At 71.8% G+C, this 19440-nt stretch carries 15 protein-coding genes; 3 read left to right on the forward strand and 12 right to left on the reverse strand.

Annotated features, from left to right (window positions below; all coding sequences use genetic code 11):
• The first annotated feature begins 689 nt into the window (after nucleotides 1-689).
• The gene (locus tag ACFYX0_RS29910) at nucleotides 690-1160 is read left to right on the forward strand and encodes a GNAT family N-acetyltransferase (RefSeq protein WP_355922577.1); all 471 of its coding nucleotides are present in this window, start codon (nucleotides 690-692) and stop codon (nucleotides 1158-1160) included.
• Nucleotides 1161-1301: 141 nt separating this feature from the next.
• On the opposite strand, the gene ACFYX0_RS29915 is transcribed toward ACFYX0_RS29910, so the two are convergent.
• The 11 genes from ACFYX0_RS29915 to ACFYX0_RS29965 all read right to left on the reverse strand — a co-directional run bounded on the left by ACFYX0_RS29915 (nucleotide 1302) and on the right by ACFYX0_RS29965 (nucleotide 16134).
• Nucleotides 1302-1895 carry a hypothetical protein gene (locus ACFYX0_RS29915; RefSeq protein ID WP_388974644.1) on the reverse strand — a complete coding sequence of 198 codons (594 nt, stop codon included), beginning with the start codon at nucleotides 1893-1895 and terminating at the stop codon, nucleotides 1302-1304.
• Nucleotides 1896-2078: 183 nt separating this feature from the next.
• On the reverse strand, nucleotides 2079-2744 hold the full coding sequence (locus tag ACFYX0_RS29920) for a response regulator transcription factor (RefSeq protein ID WP_355922572.1): 666 nt from the start codon (nucleotides 2742-2744) through the stop codon (nucleotides 2079-2081).
• Nucleotides 2741-3847: a sensor histidine kinase gene (locus ACFYX0_RS29925; protein ID WP_388974738.1), complete on the reverse strand. Its 1107-nt coding sequence runs from the start codon at nucleotides 3845-3847 to the stop codon at nucleotides 2741-2743. Before ACFYX0_RS29925 ends, ACFYX0_RS29920 begins: the two co-directional genes overlap by 4 nt.
• Before the next feature lie 89 nt (nucleotides 3848-3936).
• Complete coding sequence (locus ACFYX0_RS29930; RefSeq protein WP_388974646.1) at nucleotides 3937-4479, reverse strand: hypothetical protein; 543 nt, start codon at nucleotides 4477-4479, stop codon at nucleotides 3937-3939.
• 139 nt (nucleotides 4480-4618) lie between these two features.
• Nucleotides 4619-4981 (reverse strand): DUF488 family protein, encoded by a 363-nt coding sequence (locus ACFYX0_RS29935; protein ID WP_355922566.1) that lies wholly within the window; start codon nucleotides 4979-4981, stop codon nucleotides 4619-4621.
• Between the two features lie 277 nt (nucleotides 4982-5258).
• A complete protein-coding gene (locus ACFYX0_RS29940; RefSeq protein WP_355922563.1) occupies nucleotides 5259-5651 on the reverse strand; it encodes a hypothetical protein in 393 nt (130 codons plus the stop codon).
• Nucleotides 5651-8146, reverse strand: coding sequence for a DUF4132 domain-containing protein (locus ACFYX0_RS29945; RefSeq protein ID WP_388974648.1), 2496 nt, complete (start codon nucleotides 8144-8146; stop codon nucleotides 5651-5653). Before ACFYX0_RS29945 ends, ACFYX0_RS29940 begins: the two co-directional genes overlap by 1 nt.
• Nucleotides 8147-8338: 192 nt before the next feature.
• The gene (locus ACFYX0_RS29950) at nucleotides 8339-12268 is read right to left on the reverse strand and encodes a kelch repeat-containing protein (protein ID WP_388974650.1); all 3930 of its coding nucleotides are present in this window, start codon (nucleotides 12266-12268) and stop codon (nucleotides 8339-8341) included.
• Nucleotides 12269-12319: 51 nt separating this feature from the next.
• Nucleotides 12320-12610 (reverse strand): hypothetical protein, encoded by a 291-nt coding sequence (locus tag ACFYX0_RS29955; RefSeq protein ID WP_388974652.1) that lies wholly within the window; start codon nucleotides 12608-12610, stop codon nucleotides 12320-12322.
• A 102-nt stretch (nucleotides 12611-12712) separates the two neighbouring features.
• A complete protein-coding gene (locus tag ACFYX0_RS29960; RefSeq protein ID WP_388974653.1) occupies nucleotides 12713-15643 on the reverse strand; it encodes an ATP-binding protein in 2931 nt (976 codons plus the stop codon).
• Between the two features lie 284 nt (nucleotides 15644-15927).
• On the reverse strand, nucleotides 15928-16134 hold the full coding sequence (locus tag ACFYX0_RS29965; RefSeq protein WP_388974740.1) for a hypothetical protein: 207 nt from the start codon (nucleotides 16132-16134) through the stop codon (nucleotides 15928-15930).
• 488 nt (nucleotides 16135-16622) lie between these two features.
• Between ACFYX0_RS29965 and ACFYX0_RS29970 the strand changes: the two genes are divergently transcribed.
• Entirely contained in the window at nucleotides 16623-17162 is a 540-nt protein-coding gene (locus ACFYX0_RS29970; protein ID WP_388974655.1) for a hypothetical protein, read from the forward strand.
• Nucleotides 17163-17328: 166 nt separating this feature from the next.
• On the opposite strand, the gene ACFYX0_RS29975 is transcribed toward ACFYX0_RS29970, so the two are convergent.
• Complete coding sequence (locus ACFYX0_RS29975; protein ID WP_388974657.1) at nucleotides 17329-18495, reverse strand: Ku protein; 1167 nt, start codon at nucleotides 18493-18495, stop codon at nucleotides 17329-17331.
• A gap of 41 nt (nucleotides 18496-18536) precedes the next feature.
• On the opposite strand from ACFYX0_RS29975, the gene ligD reads away from it, so the two are divergent.
• Complete coding sequence (gene ligD, locus ACFYX0_RS29980; RefSeq protein ID WP_388974659.1) at nucleotides 18537-19421, forward strand: non-homologous end-joining DNA ligase; 885 nt, start codon at nucleotides 18537-18539, stop codon at nucleotides 19419-19421.
• Nucleotides 19422-19440: the final 19 nt, after the last annotated feature.

The following is a 19440-nucleotide window of genomic DNA, read 5'->3' on the forward strand; positions in this document are numbered from 1 at the left end:
TCGCTACGACAAGCTCGCGGTCCGCTACGAGGCGACCGTCCTCGTCGCAGCCATCAACGAGTGGCTGTGACCAGCACATTCGATACACGCCCTAGCTAGGACGCGGTCTGTGGACTCTTCGTGGACAGGGCCTTGTGGTGTTTACCCAGGTCAGCCCATCTAGCTGACGAATGGGCTGTGCCCCCGCCTCGGGTCGAAGAGCAGCATGCAGCATGCCGTTGTCGGCAGGCTGTCGGAGCACGGTCCCCTCGCTCCGTACTAACCACGTCTCGGGCTCATCGTCCGACATCCCGTCCCGTTCCTCGTGTCGTTCTGCCTCTGTCCGCACGTTCGACACGTTCGACACGTTCGACACGTTCGACACGTTCGACACGTTCGACACGTTCGACACGTTCGACACGTTCGACACGTTCGACACGTTCGACAGTGGAGGTTGGGCCACATCGTGCTGCCGCCGCAATACCCCTGGGCCGCCGGCTCCGCGCGTGATCGCCAGGACATGCGGTGGAGCTGTCTTGCACACGGTCGCATCCGGGCGTGCCAGTCCCGGTCCCGATCGCCTGTGTCGAATACGCTGCGAAGACGTCCGATCTGGCGTCCTCGACAGCGGACGCATGGGAATGCCGCCCGGTGGCGGCTCTTCACGCAGACGCTGATGGCGTAGCTGCCGGATGCGGAAGGGATGGGGCATGAGATCCCCAGGCGTGCACCTACGGGAGATCACCGACGACAACCGGGATGCCGTTCGCGCCCTCCACGTCCGGCACAACCAGAAGCAGTTCGTCGCCTCCGTGTCCAAGTCGCTCAAGGAGGCGGCGAAGAAACCGGAGGCCAACCCCTGGTACCGGGCCGTGTACCGCGGCGACGAGCCCGTCGGCTTTGTCATGCTGTCGTGGAAACCGCCGGCCGGTCCTTACAAAGGGCGGCACTTCCTCTGGCGCCTGCTCGTCGACAAGCAGTACCAGGGACAAGGGATCGGCCGAGAGGCGCTCGTACAGGTCGCCGCCCTGGTGCGCGCGGACGGCGCCACCGAGCTGCTGACCAGCTACGAGCCCGGCGACGGCGAACCGTGGCCCTTCTACCAGAAGTTCGGGTTCGAGCCCACCGGGGAGATCGACGACGGTGAGATCGTTCTGCGGCTCACCTTCCCCCATCGGTGAACTCGAGCAGGAGAAACAGGCGAACCTCGCAGTCGGCGCTGAGGGGTCGGCCGGGGATGGGGCCGGTAGGCACCCGATGCCGAGTTTCCGGTTTCCGGTGGCGGCTGCCCAGGCTGCGATGGTCTTCAGTCCGCCATGTGATCAGCCTCGCGTCTGGTCGTCGACGCCCAGATCGGCGCGCATGGACTGCTTCAGTGCGCCCAGGTAGGGCCAGACGTCCTCATGGAGATCCCCCTCCAGGGCCGCCAGTTCCTCGGCGTATGTGGAGGGTGCCGCTCCGTACTTCCTGAGCTTGCCGTATGCGGTGTTCAACTGCGTCTTCGCCGTGCTGGAGGCACGCAACACCGCGTCCGGAACGATCATCCGGGAGACCGCGTAGCTGTCCCTGTAGGCCAGCCTGCACGCCTCCAGATTCTGGAGGGACGCGGCAACGTCCTCACTGCGCTGAAGCGCGTGGGGGTAGTTGGTCATCGCCGTCAGATACTGGCGTGAGGCAGTGTTCAGGGTGATGTAGCAGGTGCGCCGCCGTTCAAGGCTCTCGCGCTGCCCTTGCTTGGCCTGCTCCGCCCGGAGCAGTTCCTCGGCATGACCGCGTTCCTCGCGCCGTTGTTCAGCGGCGGCCTGGAGCTCCATGCGCTTGGTGCGGTCCGCGCGGTTCTGCGTCAGCAGCGCGGCCCCCAGCGTTCCCGCCACGCCCACCACGGCGATCAGCAACCCCGTCCAACTGGCGTCCACAATGCCGCTTTGTGAAGTCGGAAGGCCTCGCCCCCCGGCAGCCCCCGTACGCCTTCCGGGACCTCGGACATCCCCCAGGCCGCCGCCGGCAGCCGTGAAGCAGGGTCTCGCCCATCATGCCGGAACACACGTGCCGCGTCCGGCGGTGCGGAACGTGCGGTGGGCAGAGGCAGGGAAACCTGGTCAGGCCAGCCCGGCGTCGATGGCGCGGCGGACGGCGTCGGCCCGGTCGCGGATGTCCGCCTTGGCGAACAGGTTGTTGATGTGGGTCTTCACCGTGGCTTCGCTGATGAAGAGCCGCTCGGCGATAGCCCGGTTGGGAAGGCCCTGGCCGATCAGGGTGAGCACCTCGCGTTCCCGGGGTGTGAGGTCCGCCGGCAGAGGCTGCTGGGGGGCCGGCTGCCTGGTCCGTACGGCGGCGAGGAGCCGGTCCTGGACCTCACGGTCGAGTACCGACTGGCCGGAGGCGGCGGCCCGGATCGCTCGTGTGATGTCCTGGCGTCCGGCGTTCTTGGTCAGGTAGCCGCGGGCTCCCGCGCTCAGGGCGGCCATGATCGAGTCGTCGTCTGCGAAGGTGGTCAGCACCACCACGGCCACGTCCGGGTGCGCCTCGCTCAGCCGGCGAGTCGCCTCGGTCCCGTCCATGACGGGCATTCTCAGGTCCATCAGCACGACGTCCACCGGGCCGGCGGCCACGGCTGTCAGAACCTCACTCCCGTTGGCCGCGGTCGCGACGACGTCGATGTCCTCGGCCAGTGAAAGGACCGCGGCCAGCGGTTCCCGGACCGCGGCCTGGTCGTCGGCGACGATCACTTTGACAGGCCGGGAGACGTCGGTGGACTCGCTCATCCCGGGATCACCGCCTCCACCTGCCAGCCGCCCCGGTCCGGTCCCTCGGTGACCGGTCCCGTGGTGATGGTGCCGCCCAGCAGGGCGACGCGTTCGCGCATTCCGATCAGTCCCATCCCGCTGCCTGGGCCCGTGGCCACCGGGTTGGTGGCGGGGCGGTTGCGGATCGTCAGTGTGGTCGATCCCTCGGCGAACCTCAGCTGCACGCCGACCTCGCCGCCGGGCGCGTACCGGGCGGCGTTGGTCAGTGCCTCCTGGGCGATCCGCAGCAGGTTCTGCGTCACCTGCGCCGACAGCTCACGGACGGCTCCGGTGACGGTGAGGGCGTTTCTGTGGCCCGACGACTCGAGCATCGCGGTCAGGCTCTCCCGCAGCGGCAGGGAGTCCTCGCGCAGGGCGTGCACGGTCCACTGCGCCTGTTTCAGGCTCTCCCTGACCAGACTGTGGGCCTTGCCGGTGGCCTCCCGGACCTTCTCCAGGTCGCCGGTGTCGATCAGGGCGTCTGCGAGTTCCAGTTGCATGTTGATGCCGGCCAGCGAGTGCGCCAGGACGTCGTGGACGTCCCGGGCGATCCGGCTGCGCTCGGTGAGCACCGCGGTCCGGGCTTCGGCCCGGGCGGCGCGCTCGGAGGCCTCGGCCGCGGAGATCGCCGCCTGTGTGGCCTGGGCCCGGCTGCGTGCGGCCATCCCGGGCAGTACCGCGATGCCGGTGGCGAGACCGACCACCACGGTCAGCGCGTGGTTGTCCGGTCCGGCCCGGAAGTACAGGACACCGCCGCACAGCAGGCTGCAGAACGCGGCGAGCGCGAGGGCCGGCCTGGTGTCCAGCCGGTACCCGATGTGGCCGGCGAGGAAGAATGCGAAGAGGTAGGCGGACCCGGTGCGGCTGGTGCCGAGCAGTGCCGCTGCCGCCACGACGCCGAGCGCCAGCCACACGACGACGAACCGTTCGGGGACGAGATCCTCCGGCAGCAGCCGGGCTGCCAGCACCGCGCAGTTGACGAGGAAGAGAAGGGCGACCACCAGACCCAGGCCGCTGAAACCCATCGGCCGGATGGTGACGATGCCGGCGATAACGGTCGCGGCCACCATCAGCCACGGCATACGGACGTCCCACCGCGGAAGCCGATTCCCGGCCGCCGCGGGGGGACGGTCGGTCTTCGCCGCTGCCATACCGCGACCATAACGCACGGTCAGCCCACACGGTCCGTGACGAGTACGGGCTTCGCAGCAGCCTCGACCGGCCCGCGACGGGTCAGCATCCGGCTGCGGACGAAGATCGTGGCCAGCCGCGTGACCACCTCGGTCAGTGCCATCAGCAGCAGCGCCGCCACCCACGCCTGCTCGCCGGTGATCTGGTGGTCGATGCTGAAGCGTGCGACGTCGTCGGCGCCGCCGTGCTCGACCCACTGCTGGAAGCCGAGGCGTGCGCCCATGCCGATCACCCACAGGACCGCCGAGATCACACCGGCCTTGATCAGGACGTGCTCGCCGGCGGTCCGTATGCGGGTGAAGACGCCACCGCTGACGCCGAGCACGACGCCGACGCCCACCAGAGCGCCGATCAGGACCAGGTCGTTGCCTCCGGTGGGAACGGTGTGGAGGTATTTGTAGGCCACGAAGGAGACGATCCCGAGCGGAAGCAGATAGGTCCTCGGGCCCAGACGGCCTTCCCGCAGCTGCCGGAAGACGATCAGGATGAGGGCGGTGTCGGTGAACCATTCGGTCGTTGTCATGCCCTCAAGGCTGCTCTGACCAGACGGGAAGCACCTGGACCCATAGGTGGAGCCAGGGGTGGAGATCGGAGCGCGAGCGGTGTCCACCCAGGCGGACGGTCCGGGGGATGGCCCGGATTTTCTCCGTCATTCCCGCACGTCACCGCTTCTTGGTCAGCCACTCGGCCAGGACAGCGGCCTGGCTGTGATCCACGTCCTTGGTGGCGGTCAACAGCATGAGCTTGTCGTGCGCCGCCAGGTCTCGCAGATGCTCGGCCGCCTCACGATGCCCCGCATCCCGCAGTTCTGCCAGGTAGCGACGGCGGAACTCGGTGAAGCGGCTGGGCTCATGGCCGTACCACTTGCGTAGCTCGGTCGTCGGGGCGACATCACGCAGCCACTCGTCCAGATGCGCGTCCTCCTTGCGCATGCCCCGTGGCCACACCCGGTCGACGAGTACGCGCTTTCCGTCCTGCGGCGAGGTCTCCTCGTAGACCCTGCGGCAGGTGATCTGTTTGGCCATAACGGTGCCTTTCCAGATCCGCCGGCCGACCCGGCCGCGCGCGGATGGACAGATCCGCCTCCGCTGCGGAGGGGATTTTTCCTGATTCGCCCATTTTATCGGAGACCGGTCATGCGAACCGGGTCGAGTTTCTGCGCACCATTGACGATCCACCGGCAGTCCCTGACCACCACCTCGAAAGGCCACATCCGAATCCGAGTCACAGTTTCATGCGGCGGCTTCCGCGTACCGGTCCCTCGTGTGCAGACCAGGTTGGCGCGTTCGGGGTGTGCGTCCTTCAACCGCCCACAAGCGCGACGAGCTTGATGAAGACCAGGTCCGGGGCCGTGGTGAGGTCCACGACTTCGTCGAGGGTATCCGCCTGCTGGTTGCCCGTCAGGACGAAGAAGCCGTTCGTCAGGAAGGCGCGTTCGGCGATTTCCGCCTGGCGCTCCCAGTTGATGTGGCGGGGCTCGCGGAGGTGGTAGCCGTTCAGTTCCGTTTCGGCGTCGTCGGGGCGGACGAGGCCGTTGAAGTGGTTGCTCGGGCGGGCGTTGTACCGGGCGACCTCCTCGCGGACCCGGAGTCTGATCAGCTCCCGTACGGTCATCCGTTCCGGCAGCCCGGCCACCTCCCACTCGGTGACCGGCTTGCCCGTCGCGGTCTCGTCCCGGAATGTCACGGTCGCCATCAGGTACCCCTCTTGATCTGGCGGAGGATCGTCATGTCGGTGATCTTCGTGTCCGCGGCGAGCAGGAACGCCTTGCTGAGGATCAGGGAGAGGCGGTCGTCCTCGAACGGGAGGAACACCTTGGCGTCGGCACTGCCGCGTGACGGGACGATGCACAGGTAGGCGTCGTCCGGTTCCATCAGGATGTTGGACGAGCCCAGGTGGATCTTGTACGTGCACAGGTCCCCGCGGACGAGCAGGAAGCGGCCGTCGAGCGTGCACCGGTCGGCGATCTTCAGGCGGGGCACGATCCGTTCCAGCGCCGCGCGGCGGACCTCGGCGCTCTCCGTCAGGGCGCCGAACGTGGCCGTCCGCCAGTACCCGGCATAGCGGCCCTCGCCCCGGTCGGTCCAGTCGGGATCCGCGGCGATCGAGGTCACGCCCACGAACAGGTCCACGTCCCGCATCGCCTCGCTGAACACCGGCGGGGGCACCTCGGCCAGCGGGACCTCCTGCCAGCGCCGGCCGTTCCGCCGCTCGAAGCGAACCTGGTCCGTCGCGGCGTGCTCGGGCGCGTAGCTGCCGTCGTCGTCCGCGGCGGGCTCGTGGTGGAAGCAGGCCCGCCACTCGCCGTCCCCGAACTCGGCCCGCGCGAGCCCGTCGTAACCGCCGTCGTACGGGCCGAGGAAGTTGGACTGCCAGCCGCGTTCCTTGAACAGCGCGTAGAGCTGCCGGTAGTGGACGATGTGGGCGGCGAACCGGTTGGAGTAGACGCCGGTCTCCTCCTCCGCCGGGGTGAGCAGGTAGATCTCCCGGAAGGCCTGTTTGAACGGCTGCCGCAGCCGCTCGGCCACGAGCCGCTCCCGCCATGCCCTGATCTCGTCCGCCGACGCCCGGATGGGATGCCACAACCGGACGCGCTCGGGTTCGCCGGGCGGCTCGGCCATGGGTGCCACCGCATGCCACTGGCCGACCGTGTCCTGGAACTCCCATATCAGGCCGCGGACGAGCGTCCCGGTGACCGGATGGTCGCGGTAGTGGCGGCACCACTCGTCGTACGGCCACTCGCGCCCCGTGGACATCAGCGCCTCGACGCGGGCCCGCTCACCCGACAGGGTCCCCCGCACTTCCTTGGCCAAGGCCTTCAACTCCCGGAGTTCGTCCGGGAAGCCGTCCTTCACCGCCGCCGGAGCCGTAAGGGACCTCCCTCCGTCGGGGCGCGTGAAGGTCAGCCGCACGGTCGCGGCGTCCTCGATCGTCATCCGGACCCGGTGTCCGCCCAGCTCCCTTTCCAGCGAGCCGTCCGCCGCCAGGCCGTGGTCCGGCACGCTGCGCTCGACGAGCTGCTCCGCCGTGATGCCCTGCTTCCCGGCTGCCGTCACCAGCGCGGTGTCGAGCTGCTTGCGCAGCGCCCGGTGCCTGATCCGGGACCGCAGCCGCCACAGGGTTTCCAGAGAGGCCGGATCGCCGGTCTCGGCCAACGCGTTGATCGTCGCACCCGCGAGCTTGAGGTCCTCGATCACGTCGGACCCGGGTCCGCCGGCTCGCAGGGCGAGCGCGCCGAGGTGCCGCACCGTGGCCTGGCCGCCGGTCAGCGCGGCCGCCCAGACGACGCCACGGGCCAGGTCGCCGTCGCTCTGCTGGACGAGGTAGTGATAGTGGTGACGGCCGCTGAGCCAGCCGGTGTGCGCGCCGCTTCTCCTGCTGCACAGCGGGTCGTCCTCGGCCAGTGCCCGCAGGGCGCCGGCCACGAGGTTCCGCGCCGTCGCCGCGTCCGCGCGTTCGAGGCACGTCCGTCGCCACCGCTGCGTGGGACGCGGTCCGGACAGAGCTGCCAGGTGCCGGACGAAGTCGGCCAGCTCCGCGGTCGGCAGCGTGTTCGCACGGTCGCGCAGCGGGGCGGCCCAGGGGGCGTACGGCGGGATCAGCCCCTCGGGGATGTCCGCCTCGTCCGCTCTGGTGAGCAGCGCACGGAGGCGTTTGACGAGCGGCCCGCGCACATGCGCGGAGGCTTCGCCGCTCATGAGCTTCGCGTGGGCGCGCCGCAGCCAGGGCGCGACCGCACGGCAGCCGTCGGCGCCGAGCCGCTCGGCGGCGTCCAGCGCCGTCCCCAGGGGGCCGGCGGACCAGTAGCCCATGTCGAACTCGGTGACGCGGACCAGCATCACCGCGACCTCGTCCGGCGTCCAGCCGTGCACCCGTGGGAACGCGGTTCCGATCTCGGAGTCGTACCGCCAGGATCCCGCGCTGTCGAAGCGGGAGGCCAGCATGAGGCACAGGACCGCGGCCCGGCCCTCCTCGTCCGCGCAGGCCGCGAGCCGACCGTCGATCCGGGCCCGGATCGCCGCTTCCTCCGCCTCGGACGGCCGGTGTTCGGGTCCCATGGACCATCGGGCCTCGGTCCGCTGACGTTCCAGGAGGTCGACGAGCCAGCGGACGCGGCCGAGCGCGGCGGACCTCACGTCGTCGAGCGGGTCGTTCTTGCGGGATTCGGCCACCAAGGAGTCGTACAGCATGGGGGGATGGTGGCAGCAGGCACTGACAATGCGATCAACTCGGAGGTGCTCGCGGCTCGATGACTCCGGGAAGCTCGCTACGGGCGCGGTGCCGACATCGGAACGGGGCTCCCGGTGCGGTTCCCGGGAGCCCCGTCAGATCGTGCAGGTCGTGCCCAGTCGGTCGGCCGTGGGCCGGTCGACCGTCCGCGGTCAGTGCTTGGCGGTCACCTTCATCGTCGCGGGAAGCGCCGGGACGGCGTACGGCGAGTCGGTGCCGACGGTCAGCCCGCTCGTGTAGGTGCCGGCCCGGTCGACCTCGTTCGCGTCGAGGGTGACCGGTACCGTCACCGCGGCGCCTGGGGCGACGGTGACGGTGTGCGGCGCCGACAGCCAGGTGACGGCGCCCGAGTCACCGCAGTCGCCGTACCCCGGCAGCTGCTCGACGCCGGAGACCGGATGGTTGCCGCCGTCCGCGCCGCCGACGACGTACAGACCGCAGGTGCCGCTGCCGCGGTAGACCAGCGCGTCGGCCGCCGGGAGAGCCGACCAGGAGTCGGTCGCCGGGTCGTACTCCTCGGCCTGGTTGGTCAGCCGGCCGCCGGTGACGCCGCCGACCAGCTGGAGCCGTCCGCCGGAGGAGGCGGAGGCCATCGCCCAGTCCGGGTACGGCAGTTCGGCCCGCGCGGTCCACACGCCGGTGGCCGGGTCGAAGGCGTACGTCGCCGTCGTCTCCTCGCCGCTGACCGGGTCGGTCCCGCCGGCGCAGACGACCTGGCCGTCGATGCCGGCGCAGGAGAGCCACGAGTCGGTGATCGGGTAGTTCGCGACCTGGCTCCAGGCGTCGGCCCGGGGATCGTAGACGTAGGTCGCCTGCGAGGCCGGGAAGCAGTTGCCGCCGCAGCCGGCGACCACGTAGATCCGGCCGCCGAGGACCGCCGTACCGCCGGCCACCACGCCCGCGGGAAGCGAGGCCGCCGTGGACCACGAGTCGTGCTTCGGGTCGTAGCGGTACACCGCCGCCGAGGCGTTGCGGGTGCTGTTCCAGCCGCCGACGACGTAGATCTCGCCGCCGACCGCCTCCACGCCGGGCTTCTCCAGCGCCTGCGGCATGTTCGCCAGCCGTCGCCACCCGCCGGTGGCCGGGTCGTGGACGTAGGCCTTGAACAGCACGTTCGCCCCGTCGGTCCCGCCGAAGGCGTACACCTTGCCGCCGAGCGTCACCGTGCCGCCGTCCATCACCGACGTCGGCAGGGCGTCGGCGGTCGTCCACGCGGTGGCGCCCGCCACGGTGGCCGCGCCGGTCGAGCCCGCCCGGGTCGCGGCCTCGTGCGACCCGCCTGTGAGCAGCGACCCACGGGTGAAGTCGCCGGCGGCGTGCCGGACCGGTGCGCCGGTGCCGCGTTCGCCCGTCTGCCCGGAGTGCGACTCCGGCGTGTACGAGCCGTCCTGCGGGTTGAGGACGACGTGGACGGGTGCGGTGCCGGTGTTGCGGAGCGTCACGGTCCGGGTCGCCGACCGGCCCAGCGGCTGGGTGACCCGCAGCGAACCGCCGGACACGCTGATCCGGCCGGCGCCCAGGCGCCAGTCCTTCCCGGTGACCCGGTCGCGGGCGACGGCGACCTTCGCGGTCGAACCCGTGTACGCGCCGTCGACGACCCCGAGCGTGGTCCGGCCGGAGTTGTCGGCGGCCGAAGCGGGCGCGAACAGCTCGTAGGCGCCGTCGGTCGTCGTGGCCGTGGGGGTACCGGCCACGCTGACACCGGCGCCGGAGAGTGCCTTGCCGGTGTTGGCGTCCTCGACGGTGCCGGCCACGAGCCCGCCGGCGGCGGCGTCGCAGGAGCGGTTGCCGATGAAGACGTCGTCGACCTTCCAGTACCACGAGTGGACCGCGTCGTAGCGGAACCGGACCTGCACATCGCTCTTTCCGGCGGCCTGCGGGATCGCGACGGCCTCGGGGCCGTAGGCGATCGTGCGGGACATGTGCCAGACCGAGGTCCAGGTCTGGCCGCCGTCGACGCTGACCTCGACGTAGGCGTTGGAGTTGTAGCGGGGGGAGGTGAAGGAGTTGTCGAAGGAGACGATCGGCGTGGCATCGCCGCTCAGGTCGAGCACCGGCGAGACCAGGCTGGTCGTCTCGTGCGTGTCGATGCCGCCGTCGCGGGAGTCGACCTCGGCGAACTCGCCGGTGCCGCCGGTGTCGTTGCCGGTGCCGCTCGGGTCGTCGAAGCGCCAGGTGACCCCGGAGCCGGCGGTGTCGGTGACGGTCCAGCCGTCCTTCGGTGCGGCGCCGGTCCAGCCCTCGAAGCCGGTCGTGGTGCCGTCGTATCCGAAGCGGTAGCCGAGCGCGGTGCAGGCGCTCGCGTCCACCGGCAGCGCCATGTCGTGGCGTACGTCGCCGGTACCGACGGCGACGGTGTCGTCCGACGTCCGGTAGCCGGGCAGGGTCGCCGCGACGTGCAGCTTGTAGTTCCCGTCGTCCGGCAGCCGGACGGCGTACCGGCCGGTGGCCGGGTCGGTGTCGACCGCGCCGCCCGGATAGCCGTCGACGGTGATCGTCGCGGCGAGCGGCCAGGCGTGGCCCGAGGCGTCGGTCACGGTGCCGGAGACGACGTGGGTGGGCAGGGCGCGCAGCGTGAGGGACTTCTTCGCGGTGAGCCCCTCGGTGACCTTCAGCGTGGTGGTGGCCGTCGCGTAGCCGAACTGCGCGACGGTCAGGGTGTAGTCGCCGGGCGCGGGGGCGATGGTGAAGTCGCCCGACGCGTCGGTCGTGGCGGTGTAGCTGCGGCCGTCCGCGTCCGTGGCGGTGACCGAGGCGCCCGGGACAGGCCCGTGGGCCGTTGCCGAGCCGGTGCCGCGCACGGTACCGGTGACCATACCGTGCGGGCCCTGGCGGAACGCGCCGACGCCGGCGGGCGAGCCGAGCCCGGTCGGGCCGTCCCAGCCCGTGCGGGCGTTGCAGAGCTGGTTGCCGCAGTAGCCGTCGGAGCCGGAGGTGACGTCGGTGAGGTCGCCGGCGTTCGTGTCTGCGTACGGGTAGGTCACCGGGTAGGTGCCGGGCGTCGGGGTGCCCGCGAGGGCGTACATCGCGGCGACGAGCGGCGAGGAGAGCGACGTGCCGCCGACCCGGAGCCAGCCGCCGACCGCGGGGCTCGAGTTGTAGATGCCGAGGCCGGTGGCCGGGTCGGCGTCCGCGGACACGTCGGCGATGGCACGGTTGTCGCAGCCGGTGTCGATGCCCTGCTGGTACGCCGGCTTCGGCTCGACGCTCGAGCAGCCCGAGCCGCCCCTGTCCCAGGCCGCCTCGGTCCAGCCGCGGGCGGTGGTGCCGTCGCGGGTCAGCGTCGTCCCGCCGACGGCGACGACGTTCCCGTTCGACGCCGGCCAGTTGACGATGTTGCCGTAGTCGCCGCTGGACGCGGTGACCGCGATACCGGGGTGGTCGTAGTCGTGGTCGTACGCCGTCGCGAAGCTCCCTCCCTCGCCGGGGATGCCGTAGGAGTTGGAGATGGCCACGGGGTGGTGGGCGGCGGCGGTGTTCTCGGCCTGGCCGAGGTCGTCGATACCGGGTGAGTCGGCCTCGACGAGCAGGATGCGGCACTCCGGGCAGGCGGCGGAGACGGCGTCGAGGTCGAGCGCGGTCTCCATGGACCAGTCGGCGTCCTCGGGCGGGAGGTTGTGGCCGCCGTTCTGGTCGAGCTTGGTGAAGCAGCCGTTCGCCGTCGTGCACGCGGGAAGGCCGTAGGTGCTGCGGTAGACGGCCAGATCGGCTTCGGCGGTCGCGTATCCGCCGGCGTCGACGATGGCGACCGTCGTGCCCGAGCCGCCCTTGGGCAGCTCGTACGCCGCCCTGAGGTCGTTCGGGGTGAGGGCGTCGGCGGGCGGGGCGGACGAGCCTGCGGCCAAGGCACCGTGACTGTCGGTCACGCCCATGAGGTCGCAGGTGGCGTAGGGCGCGTCACCCTTCCGCTCGGAGGCGGGTACGGGTTCTGCGCATCCGGCGGGCTTGTAGCCGGCCGTGCTCGTCGGGGTGCCGTCGCTCGCGGTGGGCGCCGCCTGCGCCGGGGCGACGGCCGTCAGGCCGAACGCCACGGAGCAGGCGACCGCCAGTCCGGCGGCCCATATGCGTAGTCGTCTGTGCATCGCTCTTCCCGGGAGGGTGCGTCGGCCGGGCCGACTCGAGTGGGTTGCTGGTCAGACCGGCCGGTACACCACGCCGGTCTTCCGCCGGTACTCACGCGGCCGGTCCGCGCTCGTCGCCGGGGCCGGGTCCGAGGCCGGACCGACGGTGGTGTCCGCCGCACCGTCGTCGGCGCCCTCGTGGGAGTCCACGCCGAAGTCCTCGTCGGAGTCCTCGTGTGAGTCCTCGGTGGAGTCCTCGTGTGAGTCCTCGTCGGAGTCCTCGGTGGAACCCTTGAGGGGTCCGTCGATGGGGCCGACCGCCGACTCCTCGCCGGACCGTTCGACGCCGTTGCCAGAGGTCATCGCGGCTGCTCCGTTCTGTCCCAGAGCCAGCAGTGAACGCCGCACGCCGAGGAGCCGACAATGCGCAGAACTACCCGGCAAATTCCGGTGGCTGTACGGCGACTACTCCGTCAGCAGCTGCCGCGGCACGCTCCCCGGCAGCGGTACGTCACCGGACTCCACCGCGACGACGGCGAGCGCGGTGCGCGAGGGCGCGCCCCGTTTGCGCATCGCGGAGTGGACGTGCTTCTCGACGGTGCGGGGCGAGAGCCCGAGGACGCGGGCGATCTGTGCGCTGGTCCGGCCCTCCACGAGCAGGCGGACCACGTCGAGTTCGCGCGGCGAGAGCCGGTCACCGTAGCCGGGCCTGCCCACCCGCGCTCCGATGCGGACCCCCTCGTCCGCGAGGGTGCGCCGCACCCGGTCCGCGTCCCCGGTCGCGCCGAGGGCGGTGAGGCCGTCGAAGACCTCCCGGAGCACGCCGACGGCCCGGACCCGCTCGCCGCCGACGAGGCGGCAGCCGGCCGCCGCCTCGCGGGCCAGCAGGGCGTCGTACGGTCTCGGCAGTGCGGTCCAGGCGGCGCTCGCCTCCTCGAAGTGCCCGGCGGCGCCGCTGAGATCACCGTCGGCGCGGGCGAGCAGGGCCGTGATCTGCCGGCGGGCCGCCGTCGCCACCGGCGCGTCCAGACCGCGGGTACCCGCCGCGAAGTCCTCGGCCGCGCGGGCGGCCTCCGCGACGCGCCCCTCTTCGAGCAGGGCGCCGATCCGGAGCGGGGCGATCTCGGCGGCCCAGAGCCAGAGCCCCTTGGCCTCCACCAGCCGCCAGGCGGCGTCGGTGGCGGCCAGCGCCTCCCCGGGCCGGCCGGCGGCGATCGCCAGCCGCGCGAGCACGGCGGACGGGTCGCGCGAACCGTCGGCGGGACCGCGCGGACGCCCGACAGCGAGCGCGGCGCGGACCTGCTCCTGTGCCCGACGGTGGTCACCGCGAGCGGCGTCGAGCAGACCGGCCAGCAGCAGTGCGTCGGCGCGCAACACGGGTTCGTCGGCGTCGAGGGCCGAGGCGTGCCACTTCGCCGGTCCCGTCCAGTCGCCGGTGAGCCAGTCGAGGTGAGCGAGGGTCGCCCCGACGAGGTCGCGCAGGCGCAGATGCTGGTGCTGCTCGGCCAGGGCGGCGGCCGCGTCGAGCCGGCGCCGGGCGTCGTCGTAGCGGCCCCACAGCATCGCCGCCTCACCGAGGTTCGCGAACCCCCGGGCACGCTGCAGCACTTCGCCCGGGGTCCGCCCGTCGGCGGGAAGGTCGCGCGCCGCCGCCCAGCCGGTGGGATCGCCGAGTACGAGGAGCGTGGCGGCGCGGTCCATGAGAAAGGCGAGCCGGACCTCGGCCGACGGGCCCGGCGCGGCCTCGATGAGACGTCCGGCGCGCTCCAGCCAGGCACGGTGATGCGCCGCCGGGTGGGCGGTACCGAGCGGGCGGGCGAGCATCATCATCGCGTGGACCGCGGCGACCGGCCGGTCCTGGACCAGCCCCGGCACGGCCCGCTCCATCTCGACCGAGGCGGCGTCCACGTCACCGACATGGAACATCAGCCGGGCCAGCTGCCAGGCGACCTCGGTACGTTCCGCCGGCGGGAGTTCGCCGGCTGCGGTCTCGCGCAGCACGGTGACGAGTTCGCGCAGTGGTCCGTCACCAGGTGCGGCGTACAGCGGCATGCGCTGCACCAGACGGGACACCGCCGCGCCGCGGACGGCACCGCCGGTCAGGAGGGCGAGGAGCAGTCCGAACGCCGTGCGCGGGTCGCCCGACGAGATCGCACGCTCCGCCGCCTGCTCGGCGTACACCGCCCAGCGGCCCGGATCGCCCGCCTCCCGGAAGTGCCGGGCCAGCTCGGCGACGCGGCGTACCGGCTCCCGTTCGAGGGCTTCCCCGGCGCGGCGGTGGAGACGACCGCGCTCCAGGGCGCCGAGGGCGTGGTGGACGCTGCGCGCGGCCAGCATGTGACGGAACCCCACCCGGGCGTCGCGGTCCTCGTGCAGGAGCCCCCCGGCGAGCGCCTCGACCAGACCGTCCTCCGCCTCGGCCAGGGGTATGCCGGCGACCTCGGCGACCAGTGCCGGGGCCCGCTCCCCCTCGAGTACGGCGAGCGCGGCCAGCGCCGCGCCGGCCGCCGGGCCGAGACGGGAGGTCCGCTCGAGCACGGCGTCGCGGATGCTGGGCGGAACGTCGAGCTCCGCGACGTCGCGCCGCAGCCAGGCGCCGTCCTCGCAGACCAGGTCCGCACGGTCGTGGAGCAGGCGGACGGACTCCTCGATCGCGAGCGGCAACCCGTCGGTGTGGCCGCGGAGGAACTCGGCGAACTCCTCCGAGACCGGCTCCCCGCCAAGCATCGAGGACACCAGGTCCGCCGTCCCGGCGGTGTCCAGGGGCCCGGGTTCCAGGCGGGTGACCCCGGCCTGGGCGAGCAGCCGGCGCAGCAGCGACGCCGGGCGGACGTCCTCGGGCCGGTAGGTGAGGACGAGGCGCGGGCTCGGCTCCCGCCGGGACCGCAGGAAAAGCAGGAGTTCGAGCGTGGTCTCGTCGGCCCAGTGGGCGTCCTCCACCACGAACAGCCCGACGCCGAGGGCGTCGACGAGTTCGACGAGCGCGCGGAGCAGACGGTGCCGGGCGGCTGCGGCGTCGGGCAGCGGCTCGGGCGCGGGCGGCAGTTGCCCGGCCCACTCCGGGAAGACGGGCCGCAGCGCCCCCGCCAGCCCGGTGAGCGGCAGACCGGCGACACGGTCGGTCAGCCGGCGTACGGCGTCGACGACCGGGCCGAGCGTGTAGGGCTCCCGGAACGGCGGGCACACCGCGACCAGCGCCGTCTCCGGGCGCCGCCGCAGGAGTTCGTGGAGCAGCCGGGTCTTCCCGATCCCCGCCTCACCCGCCACGACGACGAATCCCGGCCGCCCGTCGAGGGCCTGCTCGAGCAACGAGAGGTCGCGGTCGCGGCCGACCAGGCGGGGTACGCCGAGATCGGATCGGCGTGACGACGCACCGGCGCTCTCCGCAGCAGTCATCTCCGCCTCCGATCCGGCCCGTCGGACTCATTCCGCCGGGCGCCCCTTCGCTCTCTTCCTGGCGCTCCGCGCGCCCCTTGCGGGGCCGGTTCCTACGCTCGAAGCGACCTGATGAGCGGGGATTTCGACGGGCCTACGGAGCGCCGCCGTACAGTAGCGCGCCTCCGGTCTCGGCAGATCGGTCCCCTGCCGGAGGCAGTGCCGGGTACAGCCCGTGGTGCTTGGCGGCCAGGGTCTGGTCGGGCGGGACGACTCACCACATCGCCGGGGCCGGTCGCGCGGGCTCAGGGCAGGTGCTCAGTGAGCTGCTCGGTCGCCCACCGGGCCCACTCCTCCGCGGTTCGGGGGCCGCGGATGCCGTATTCGAGGATGAGCCAGCCGGCGATCTGGGTGGGGTCGCCGGTCCACTCGACGTTGTCGCGGATGGCTTCCAGCGTGGCGAGGCGCTCACGGTTCTCGCGGGCGAACGGATCGCGCGATCCGCGCATCATCACTAGCGGACGATGTCGTTCAACTCCCCCGGCCATCGAACACTCATACGATCGCTGGCGGCCTCGGGAGACACCCGTACGGCCGGCGAAAGAGGGGGCACTGTGTCAGGAATTTCCAGACGATCCCTGCTCGGACACTCCGGTACGACCGCCGCGGGCGCGATGCTCGGCGGCGCGGCGGCAGCGCAGCCGGCCCAGGCCGCGGAGACCACGGAGGCTGCCAGGGCCACAGAGGCCGACGCGCAGACCGCCACGTCGACCGACTCCCCCGGAGGGACACTCTTCAGCCGGACGGTCACCTTGTCCGGCATCGACAGAGGGTTACCGGCGCATGCTGAGCTTCGTCGACTCCATCCACCGGCCGGGGACTCTCCGTGAGGATCTCCACTTGATCTGACTGTCCGTCAGTTACACTGGCGCCGTCACACACCGTGAGGGGTCATGTGATCAGCGTGAACGAAATCCAACGAAGGCCGCGACGTCACCTCGTGCTCGGTGCTGCACTGATCGCCGCGCTCGTCGTGCAGTCCTTTGCGCTCATCTCCGAGCAGGCGCAGATCGACGATCTGCAGGCTCATCAGATCGAAGTCGGCCCCTCGGGCCCGCCCGGCCCGGCCGGGCCGGCCGGTCCGCAGGGCATCCAGGGCAAGGACGGGAAAGACGGCAAGGACGGAAGAGACGGACATGAAGGCCAGGACGGCCAGGACGGGCAGGACGGCCGCGAGGGCAGGGACGGAACGGACGGCCGGGAGGGCAAGGACGGAACGGACGGAAAGGACGGGCAGAACGGCCAGAACGGCCAGAACGCCAACGGCTCCCCGAGGCCGTCCGCGTCCCACAGACACCACAGGTACAGCTTCGACAGGGCCCTGCCGAACGACATGCCGTCCCCCCTGCCGTCTCCCTACCCCGGCTCGGATTCCGTGACGCCTGCCGCCACCCCGAGCGACAGCCTTCCGCCCCAGGTTCCCGGCACCCCGCCGCCCGACGGGACGCCGTGGGGCGACTTCGGGGCCCCGGGTGCGTGACGTCGGGGTGCGAGGGGAGAGCCGGCGGGAGGCACAGGGCGCGTAGTCGTCGGGCGCCGCCCCGCGCCCCCCCGCCCCGTACGCCTCCCCCGTCTCGCCCCGTCTCGCCCCGTCTCGCCCCGTCTCGCCCCGTCTCGCCACGGCCGCTTGCGCTCCAGCACCCGCCTCACCCCGCCCGCTGCCGCCCGGACGCCTTCTTCGCGGTCGTCTTCGCGGTCGTCTTCTTGGCCGCCGTCTTCTTGGCTGCCGTCTTCCTGCCCGCCGACTCCGACCTCGCCGCGGTCGACTTCGCCTCGGTCGACCTGGCCGTGGGCGTCTTCTTCGCCGTCGCCTTCTTGCCCACCGTCTTCTTCGCCGTCGTCTTCCTGGCCGTGGGCGTCGACTTCGTCGTGGCCGCCGTCGTCTTCTTCGGCGCGGCCCTCGTCGCCGTCGCCTTCTTCGCCGTGGACGTCGACTTCTTGCCGCCCACCTCCTTCGGAGTCGCACGCGACGACTTCCGGGACGGCATCTGTCGTACCTCAGCCTCCTGGCCCGGCTCCGCGCCCCGGGACTCCCGCGCGGCGCGCACGCTCTTCTCCAGGGCCGCCATCAGATCCAGGACCTTGCCGCCCTCGGGCTCGGGGACCGGCGGTGGCTCCCGGCCCTCCGCCTTCGCGGTGATCAGCTCTTCCACCGCCTCGCGGTACTCGTCGTGCAGCTCGTCCAGGTCCACCTCCCCCAGCGTGTCCATCAGCGTGTCGGCGAGGTCCAGCTCCTTGTCCCGGATGGCGACGTCGGCCTCCGGCGCCACCCCCTCCGCCGCCCGGATCTCGTCCGGCCACAGCAGGGCGTGCATGGTGAGCACGTCGTCGACCACGCGCAGCATGCCGAGCCGCTCCCGGCCCCGCAGCGCGTACTTCGCGACGGCCACCTTGCCGCTGCGTCTGAGCGCCTCCCGCAGCAGCGCGTAGGGCTTGCCGGCCGGGGCGCCGTTCGCCGACAGGTAGTACGCCGTGTCCATCTGGAGCAGGTCGATCCGGTCGGCCGGTACGAAGGCCACGATCTCGATGGTCTTGGCGGTCGGGAGCGGCAGCTGCGCCAGGTCCTCGTCCGTGATGGGCACGACCGAGCCGTCCGCGTCCTCGTACCCCTTGCCGATCTCCGGCGACGAGACCTCGCGGTCCTCCAGCTCGCAGAACTTCCGGTAGCGGATGCGGCCGCCGTCCTCCAGATGGATCTGGCGAAAGGAGAGCGAGTGGTTCTCGGTGGCGTTCATCAGCTTGACGGGGATGCTGACCAGGCCGAACGAGATGGCGCCGTTCCAGATGGATCGCACGTGCCGCACCTTTTCCATCGTTGCGTCGATATCAGCCGGTTTCGTGGGATTCTCATCGTATGACGCCGATCACCGAGGTGGAGGGGCACCGGCTCGCGCTCAGCAATCTGGAGAAGGTCCTCCATCCCGCGACCGGCTTCACCAAGGGCGAGCTGCTGCACTACTACGCGACCACCGCGGACGCCCTGCTGCCCCACCTCCGCGACCGGCCGCTGTCCTTTCTGCGCTACCCGGACGGCCCGGACGGCCAGGTCTTCTTCGCCAAGAACGTGCCGCCGGGTACGCCCGACTGGGTCACCACGGCCGAGGTGCCGCGTGCGGAGGGCCCCGCGCGCATGGTGCTGGTCCAGGACCTGGCGAGCCTGATGTGGGCGGCCAACCTCGTCACCGAGTTCCACACGCCGCAGTGGCGCGTCGAGACCCCCGACGTCGCGGACCGGCTGGTGTTCGACCTGGACCCGGGCGCACCGGCGACCGTCGTCGAGTGCTGCCGGGTCGCGCTGTGGCTGCGGGAGCGGCTCATCGCGGACGGGATCGAGGCGTACGCGAAGACGTCCGGCTCCAAGGGGCTGCATCTGCTGGCCCCGGTGGAGCCCACGCCGTCGCAGCGGACGACCGAGTACGCCAAGCGGCTCGCCGTGGAGGCGGAGCAGGCGATGCCCCGTCTGGCGCTGCACCGTATGACGCGGAGCCTGCGGCCCGGGAAGGTCTTCGTGGACTGGAGCCAGAACGCGGCCCGCAAGACGACGGCGGCGCCCTACACGCTACGGGCGCGCCCGGAGCCGACCGCGTCCGCGCCGGTCACCTGGGAGGAGGTGGCCGACTGTGGGTCGCCGGGGGCCCTCCTCCTGTGCGCCCGGGACATCGCTCCGCGCCTCCAGGCGTACGGCGATCTGCTGGCCCCGCTGCTCGATCCCGCCCGCGCCCGGCCGCTGCCCGCCTGAGCCGCTCGCCCTGCGCCTC

Source organism: Streptomyces sp. NPDC002573, from assembly GCF_042889625.1.
Taxonomy (GTDB): domain Bacteria; phylum Actinomycetota; class Actinomycetes; order Streptomycetales; family Streptomycetaceae; genus Streptomyces; species Streptomyces gibsoniae.